This is a genomic window from Vibrio sp. Vb1574 (assembly GCF_033338675.1).
This window is the reverse complement of the sequence record NZ_JAWOTC010000042.1, coordinates 38,662-46,483: the sequence shown is the minus strand read 5'-3', so window position 1 is coordinate 46,483 and position 7,822 is coordinate 38,662. Positions and strand designations below refer to the sequence as shown.

Sequence of the window (7,822 nt, the reverse complement as noted above, 5' to 3'; positions counted from 1 at the left end):
CTGAAACTCAGTATATTGTTTGATAATTATTCAATTTCGGACGACTTGGTTTTCTGTCCGAATTACGCAACAAAGCCATATGGATTGCTCACAATTAATTAAGATTTCAAGCGTGTCTTTCTGCTTGGCCGCTTTAAACTCCGCATAACGGCGAAAAATTTCATCCGTGATCACGCTGCAATCAACAATAATGGCTGATGAAAGAGATTCATGTAACACTCCGTGAATCAGATTATCTGGCGTGATTAGAGCAACACTAATACCGAGTTTGGTCTCCAATACATCTTTCAACAGAGATGACTGTAGACTTCCCTCCGTGATTAAAATAACGTTTCTTTTTTTTTGCTGCTCCATCCTGATCGCATTCCCTTGGTCGTTTTTATTGAAATACGCAATAGATTTAGATAGAGCGGTAGTATTGTCAAGTATGAAAATCACTAGTACTAATTAATAACTCATTGAAATGTCAATAATTTTTAAGTGGCAAGTATGTGAGAGGTATTAGCATTTTTCAGACATTAAAAAAGGGAGTATAAACTCCCTTTTTGTGTTTGAGCAGGTGATTTAATCACGCACGTTAGAGGTAAAACACCACCTAACTTAGTGGATTGGAACTGCGTTTTTTTGGTTAAACTTACCAAAGTGTTGTTCTAACACTTCTGGCGTCAGCTTACCTTCCGCTTCCAGCTTTTTCAGCTCAGCGACGATCGCTTTTTGCTCTTCTAGCGACGGCAGTTTTACTTCTGGCTCCTGAGCGGTTTCTTGAGAAATTTGCTCTAGTTCTTTTTCGAAGTCATTCATAGTACTTACCTAAAATTAATGATTGAACTTTTAAACTTCGCCTATTCTATCCAACTCTATAACTTGAAGCTACCAACCATCTTGTCTAAACGAGAAGAGAGCGCTTGAAGATCGCGACTTGCATCCGCCAACTCTTCTGCTGTCGCGGTTGTCATTTCATTTATCGCGTTGATTTCTTCGATATTTTGATTAATGGTATGCACCACCGTGGATTGCTCTTCCGTCGCCGTTGCAACTTGTGTATTACGATCAGAGATGTCGGTGATTCGTTCAGAAATACTGATTAATACCTCGACTGCTTCATCGGTAGAAGTAACCCCTTCAATGGTGACCGCTTTGCCCGCTTCCATAGCACTTACCGCGTCTTGTGCGTCACTTTGAAGCTGATTGATCATGCGCTGAATCTCTTCTGTAGAATCAGCCGTGCGTGAAGCTAGGTTTCTTACCTCATCAGCAACAACCGCAAAACCACGTCCCTGCTCACCAGCACGAGCAGCCTCAATTGCAGCGTTTAGCGCAAGTAAATTCGTTTGCTCAGAGATGTCACGAATTACACCCAGAATCGAGCCAATATCTTTGGTTGTCGATGCCAACTGCGTAACAACAATATTGGTTGTTTCAACATCATCGGCTAGGCGGCTGATCACCTCTTTTGCTTTCATCACAACTTCTCGACCAGTTTGAGTGTTATCTGAAGCCTGATTTGCCGTATCAGCAGCGGTAGCAGCGTTCGATGCAATTTCACTGATGGTCGCACCCATTTGGTTGATAGCTGCAACTACTTGAATGGTTTGATCACGCTGCTCTTGGCTGTTGTCGTGTGTGGATGTTGCTTTCGTTGACACACTTTCTGCCGCTTGACTTAATGAGCCACTGGTTAAAGCAACTTCTTTCATCGTGGCATGAATCTTCTCAATGAATCCATTAAAGCCTTTTGAAAGCTGAGCAATTTCATCATTACCCTTAATTTCAATACGCTGCGCCAAATCGCCTTCACCTTGCCCAAGGTCGGTAAAACGATCGGCAATCAGTCGGATTGGTTTCGTAATGCTGTTTGCTAACCATACGCCCATGAGGATGAATACAACGGCAACAATGATGGTCGTAAACAGCATTTTTTTAGCTGTCGCATTCAGGTCTGCGAATACTTCATCAACGGGAACCACGCCAATAACAAACCAGTTCATTGAAGGAACATACAAACTAGAAACAAAAGTATCCTGCCCTTCAAACTCCACATTAATTAGGTTGAAGCTATTTTTGTTCAACAGCGCACTTGCGTCACTACCAAATAGTTTAGTGATAGAAGTTTGGTTCTTACCTTGTTGGCGGTGTATTTGAATCTGGCCTTGTTCATTAGTGAGGAACACGTAACCCGTATCTTCAATTTTAAACCCATTGAGCAAAGTAACCATGTCTCCCATAGATTTAGAGAGACCAGACATTGATGTACCATTAAGATCTTGGAAATTGGCAAACATTTTCACTTCGCCATTTGCCTCTTGGAACACACTCACGGACGTTTCTTGACCAGACGACGTAAATCCAAAGAACCAAGCATCTTGCGTTCGGTTAAGTTGACGTAAGAATCCGTTTTGATTCCAGTAATATGCCGTTTGACGATTCGCTACCGACGCATCATTAAGACCATACTGTGATTTAACGTTATTGAGCTGCTGAACCAACTGAACTTCTACTGACGGATCACGGTTTGTATTAGATAGGGCTTCAACAATAAATTCGTTTGTAGCCAGCTGTTTTGCCGCTTGTTGCATTTCGACAACTTCGCGGTCAATTTCGGTATTGATTTGCTGCAACATCGCAGGTAGCTCGATGTCAATAAGACGATGGCTCAATACATCTCTCGCATGACGCTGAGCCATAACACCAACAATGATTGTTGATGCTAGAACAGCAAACGTAATGCCAAGTACAACCTTCTGTTTGATGCTCAAGGAATGAAGTTTCAACATATTCGGACCTTTTAAAAGAATCACTTGTTATTGGCCCCACAAGGGGAATCAGGTGCATATCTCATGACACGCACACCACGGAATCTTTATCGGCTCATATGTACAAAACTAGAGGCATTTCTCATTATATTATGAAAAATAAATGTAACACACTGTCAAATAAGCACTTTCAGAGATAGCACGTACTTGCAATTCTCTGTAGCGTCCCAATATTGAAAAGATAAATTGCAATAGAGCGTTGGAACTTTTTTCACATGGAAAATGACCAATACTCAACACGAAAATCACATGGATACCGAGAGTCCAAAGCATGCATAAATCTAACTTCGAAACTCTTCAGCAATACTTAGAGTCGCAGATCATCGGACAGCAAGATCTGGTAAAGCAACTGCTTGTTGCGCTTCTTGCGGATGGGCATATTTTAGTTGAAGGCCCTCCTGGGTTAGCAAAAACCCGTGCAGTAAAATCACTCTCAGACTGTGTTGAAGGCGACTTCCACCGCATTCAGTTCACCCCTGATTTGCTGCCAGCCGATTTAATCGGCACCGATATCTTCCGTCCCGAAACCGGAGAATTCACTTTCCAATCAGGTCCTATCTTCAACTCGCTTATTCTTGCGGATGAGATAAACCGTGCGCCAGCCAAAGTACAAGCGGCAATGCTTGAAGCAATGGCAGAGAAACAAGTCACAGCAGGTCGTCATACCTACCCGCTGCCAGAGTTGTTTTTGGTTATGGCAACTCAAAACCCGATAGAGCAAGAAGGGACCTACCCCCTTCCTGAAGCGCAGCTAGACCGCTTTTTATTGCATTTAGAAGTGGAATACCCAGATGCGGAGCATGAGCTGTCTATCTTGCGTATTAACCGCGGAGAAGCAAAAGGCGAAGCAAAGGTTGAACGCCCAATGTTAAGCCAACAAGATATATTCACCGCACGTAAAGAAGTGTTGGATATTCATATGGCGGAAACGATAGAGCAGTACATCGTCCGTTTAGTTATGGCGACACGTCAAGCCAACGAATATGACACTGAGTTGGACAAGTGGTTGTCAATGGGTGTGAGTCCGCGTGCCACCATCGCTCTTGATCGCTGTGCACGTGCGCATGCTTGGCTTGCTGGTCGTGATTTTGTCTCTCCGGAAGATGTTCAAACCATGGCTTATCCGGTACTGCGCCACCGTTTATTGTTGAGTTATCACGCTCAAGCGGAAGGCATTACGGCAAACCAGGTCATCGATAAACTGCTAAACCTTGTTGGCAGTGCATAAACAGGTGAGTGATATGTCCGCTACACATTCATTACCACCTCATGCGAATGGGGTGACATTAACCCTTGAAGAGCTGCTCCAATATCGCACTCAATCTGTACGTTGGTTACCACCAGCACAGAGTCTCTGGTCGCAGATGAGTGGTAACCATACCAGTCGCCAAAAAGGGCGAGGTATGGATTTTATGGAGGTACGCCAATATCAACCTGGCGACGATATTCGCAGCATTGATTGGCGAGTCACCGCTAGGACCGGTAAAGCACATACAAAGTTGTTTGCAGAAGATAAAGAGCAAGCGGTCATTCTTTATCTTGATCTAAGTTCTAGTCTACATTTTGGATCTAAGTATGTACTCAAATCCGTTCAATTGGCCCACTTTGCCAGTGTTCTAATTTGGCTAACTCTAGCTAAAAAAGATCGCATCGGCGCAGTGATTGATGACGGACATCAATGTCTTGAATTTCGCCCCTCTTCTTTACAAAGACAAGGGCTGCGGATTCTTAACGCCATAGTCGACATACATAATGCGCAAGTAACTCGTACTGCAAGCAACGACACTCGTACACTGCCTTATACACAAGTATTGGAGACACTTCATACGCTCACCCCAAAAGGCAGCGAATTGATTATGCTCAGTGACTTTGCCCACGTAACACCAACGGAACTGGCACAACTACGTCGACTCAAACAACACAATAGCGTAAGGGCCGTTCAGTTTTATGATCCGTTAGAAAGAGGCGAAACAGACTTTAGAGGTCAAGTGAAAGCTTCGGATGGGCTGCATAGTCAATGGTTTAACTTTGGCTCTAAAGGACAACGAAGAGAACTCGAAAGCCACTTTACCCAACATCAAGAAACCATTAAGCAGCAGTGCCATTCGATAGCAATTCCATTTAACACGCTATCAAGTGGCTGGCCCTTAATTTCACAATTAAGCTAACAAACTGACAAGCAGTATTTATTAAGCAGTAATAATAATGACAACAAACAACCAAAGCCTAGACCTTGAACCTTTGATTTTGCCAAACGCACCGGATTGGTTTCCGCTCGCTTGGGGATGGTGGGTGGTGCTTGCAGCCACCTTGCTCTTCGTTTTCGGCATTTGTCTTTATGTGAGATGGCGTAAAAAACACTTACGCGCAAAAAAGACAGCATTAACACTTTTAACTCAACCTACCGCGCCTCATACCCCCTCTTCTGCTCTGGAAATATTGCGCCAGGCAGCATTGAGTTACTTTCCGCGTGAAGAGATCGCACCATTAACCGGAATCGCTTGGTATGAATTTCTCGATAGCCATACCAAAGAGAGTCGATTCGTAGACAAACAACATCAGTGGCAAGAAGCGTTGTATCAGAATTCCTCCCAAGGGCATCATCAAAGCTTGGTAGACGATTGTGTCGTTTGGATAACCTACGCTTTGCCACCAAAGAAAAAGGCAAATAACCGTGACTGAGCAAACACTCATAACCGATCTTGCCCAATGGCTAAACATTGAATTTGTCTGGTGGTGGGCACTGTTTTTGTTGCCCATCCCCTGGCTGGTATACAAGTTCCTGCCACAAGAATCTCAACAAGCCGAGATCAAATTGGCGTACTTACCAACTAATGAGAATAGCAGCAAATCTAAGCAAGCCCTGCAAAAAGCGCTTTCAATCGCGATCTGGGGCCTTCTTGTCGTCGCTTGTGCGCGTCCAGTTTGGTTTGGCGATCCCGTTGAATTCCAACCCAAATATCGGGACTTGATGTTAGTCGTCGATCTGTCCGGTTCGATGCAGCAGGAAGACATGGAACTCAACGGCGAATATATCGATCGCCTCACAGCAGTCAAAAAAGTTCTGTCTGATTTCGTAGCAAAGAGAAAAGGTGACCGTCTCGGAGTTGTTTTGTTTGGCGACCATGCTTATTTGCAAACACCACTCACTGCAGACCGCAAAACCGTCATGCAACAGATTAATCAAACCGTCATCGGCTTGGTTGGTCAACGAACCGCCATTGGTGATGGTATTGGTTTAGGCACAAAAACCTTTGTAGACAGTGATGCTCCGCAACGAGTCATGATTTTGCTCAGTGACGGCAGCAATACTGCAGGGGTTCTCGAGCCGCTAGAAGCAGCGGAAATTGCGAAAAAATACAACGCCACTATTTACACCGTGGGTGTGGGCGCTGGTGAAATGATGGTGAAAGAGTTTTTCATGACTCGCAAAGTCAACACCGCAGCCGACTTAGATGAACAAACACTGACTAAAGTGGCAGAGGTGACAGGTGGACAATATTTTCGAGCGCGAGATACAGAAGAGCTCGAAAAGATTTATGACACCATCAACCAGCTAGAACCCGTATCTAGCGACACACAAACTTGGCGCCCACAGCCTGAATGGTTTCCATATCCATTAAGCGCTGCATTTGTATTATCAGTATTGTTATTCCTATTAAGGAGAAAACATGGCTGAGTTTATTTTCCTCAATCCTTATTGGCTTTTGGGGCTCATCGTGATCCCTATTGCACTCTTGCTTAATCACAAATTTAGAGCCCAAAAGTCCACACTGATTGCCCCTCACCTATCGCGGATGCTCGGACAAAACACGCAGTCTAAGCATTACTTCACTCTATGGGGTTTAGCTTGGGCAATAACTTGCATTTCATTAGCGGGGCCAAGCTGGCAGTCCAATGCTCGACCAAGCTTTGAGTTAAACCAAAACCGTATCTTGGTGCTTGATATGTCTCGCTCTATGTTTGCTACAGACATCAAACCCAATCGGCTAGCACAAACACGTTATAAGGCGCTCGATTTGCTGCCTAAATGGAAAGAGGGAGCCACTGGACTTATTGCTTACGCTGGCGATGCCTATAACTTAAGTCCACTGACAACTGATTCCAGCACGCTTGCGGGGATTATCGAAAATTTGTCACCAGAGCTGATGCCTTTTCAAGGAGCAAACCTGCCTGCCGCGATTGAACTGGCGATCAACCAGTTTTCTCAAGCCGGCACGCAACAAGGCGATATCATCGTGTTAGCGGATGATCTTGATACGTCAGAGCTGTCTCGCGCGTTAGATTTAGTCCAAGGTACAAAGTTTCGCATTTCTGTTCTTGCCGTCGGGACTCCTAACGGTGCGCCTATCGCGCTGCCCGATGGCTCTCTGCTAAAAACGGCACAAGGCACAACCGTCGTAGCGAAAACAAACCTGAAAAACCTACAGACGCTAGCGAATAAAACTGGCGGTCTATTTGTTCCTATTCAGCACACCAACCGTGATGTTGAAAATATCGCGGCCTTTACTAATAACATTGGTAGCCAGCTTTCTGCGACCCAAAGCGAAGAAGTTAAAACTGATTCTCGTCTCAACAGTGGCTTTTGGTTACTGCCGTTGTTACTTCTTCCTGCGGCTTTACTGTTTCGACGCGGCCTGATTTGGGTGGTAGTTGCGACTGCAGTCCCAGTAACGTGGACACCGCATGCAGAAGCTAATCCGTTCTTAAATGCCGACCAACAAGGAGCGGAACTCTACAAGCAAGGTGAGTATGAACAGGCGCAAAACCTATTTACAAACCCAAGCTGGAAAGGAGCCGCCAGTTATCAAAAAGGTGACTACGAAGCCGCTATCGAAGCATTTTCTCATGATGCCTCCCTTAACGGCCGCTATAACCTCGCCAACTCGCTCGCTCAAAATGGTCAATTAGAAGATGCGGCTGATTTGTATAAAAAACTGCTAGAGGAAAAGCCTAACTTTGAAGCCGCGAAGAAAAACCTATCGGTTGTAGAAGAAAAGCTAAAACAG

Annotated in this window: 7 protein-coding genes and 1 pseudogene; 5 read left to right on the top strand and 3 right to left on the bottom strand. The window is 44.7% G+C overall.

What is annotated here, in order from left to right:
* Positions 1-78: 78 nt before the first annotated feature.
* From R7O12_RS19715 to R7O12_RS19705, 3 genes and pseudogenes are all read right to left on the bottom strand, one after another.
* Positions 79-354: pseudogene (locus R7O12_RS19715) on the bottom strand (helix-turn-helix transcriptional regulator); the annotation flags it as partial.
* Between the two features lie 246 nt (positions 355-600).
* Positions 601-801 carry a restriction endonuclease subunit S gene (locus R7O12_RS19710; RefSeq protein ID WP_005375165.1) on the bottom strand — a complete coding sequence of 67 codons (201 nt, stop codon included), beginning with the start codon at positions 799-801 and terminating at the stop codon, positions 601-603.
* Positions 802-857: 56 nt separating this feature from the next.
* Positions 858-2,774 (bottom strand): methyl-accepting chemotaxis protein, encoded by a 1,917-nt coding sequence (locus R7O12_RS19705; protein WP_225466225.1) that lies wholly within the window; start codon positions 2,772-2,774, stop codon positions 858-860.
* 310 nt (positions 2,775-3,084) lie between these two features.
* On the opposite strand from R7O12_RS19705, the gene R7O12_RS19700 reads away from it, so the two are divergent.
* From R7O12_RS19700 to R7O12_RS19680, 5 genes are all read left to right on the top strand, one after another.
* Positions 3,085-4,041 (top strand): MoxR family ATPase, encoded by a 957-nt coding sequence (locus R7O12_RS19700; RefSeq protein WP_318103692.1) that lies wholly within the window; start codon positions 3,085-3,087, stop codon positions 4,039-4,041.
* 13 nt (positions 4,042-4,054) lie between these two features.
* Positions 4,055-4,981, top strand: a complete 927-nt coding sequence (locus R7O12_RS19695; RefSeq protein ID WP_025768548.1) for a DUF58 domain-containing protein — start codon at positions 4,055-4,057, stop codon at positions 4,979-4,981.
* Between the two features lie 37 nt (positions 4,982-5,018).
* Positions 5,019-5,495 carry a DUF4381 domain-containing protein gene (locus R7O12_RS19690; protein ID WP_213899113.1) on the top strand — a complete coding sequence of 159 codons (477 nt, stop codon included), beginning with the start codon at positions 5,019-5,021 and terminating at the stop codon, positions 5,493-5,495.
* Entirely contained in the window at positions 5,488-6,492 is a 1,005-nt protein-coding gene (locus R7O12_RS19685) for a VWA domain-containing protein (RefSeq protein WP_318103694.1), read from the top strand. The genes R7O12_RS19690 and R7O12_RS19685 overlap by 8 nt, the downstream gene beginning before the upstream one ends.
* The coding region (locus R7O12_RS19680; RefSeq protein WP_318085864.1) for a VWA domain-containing protein at positions 6,485-7,822 on the top strand (1,338 nt) is incomplete at its 3' end. The genes R7O12_RS19685 and R7O12_RS19680, both read left to right, overlap by 8 nt.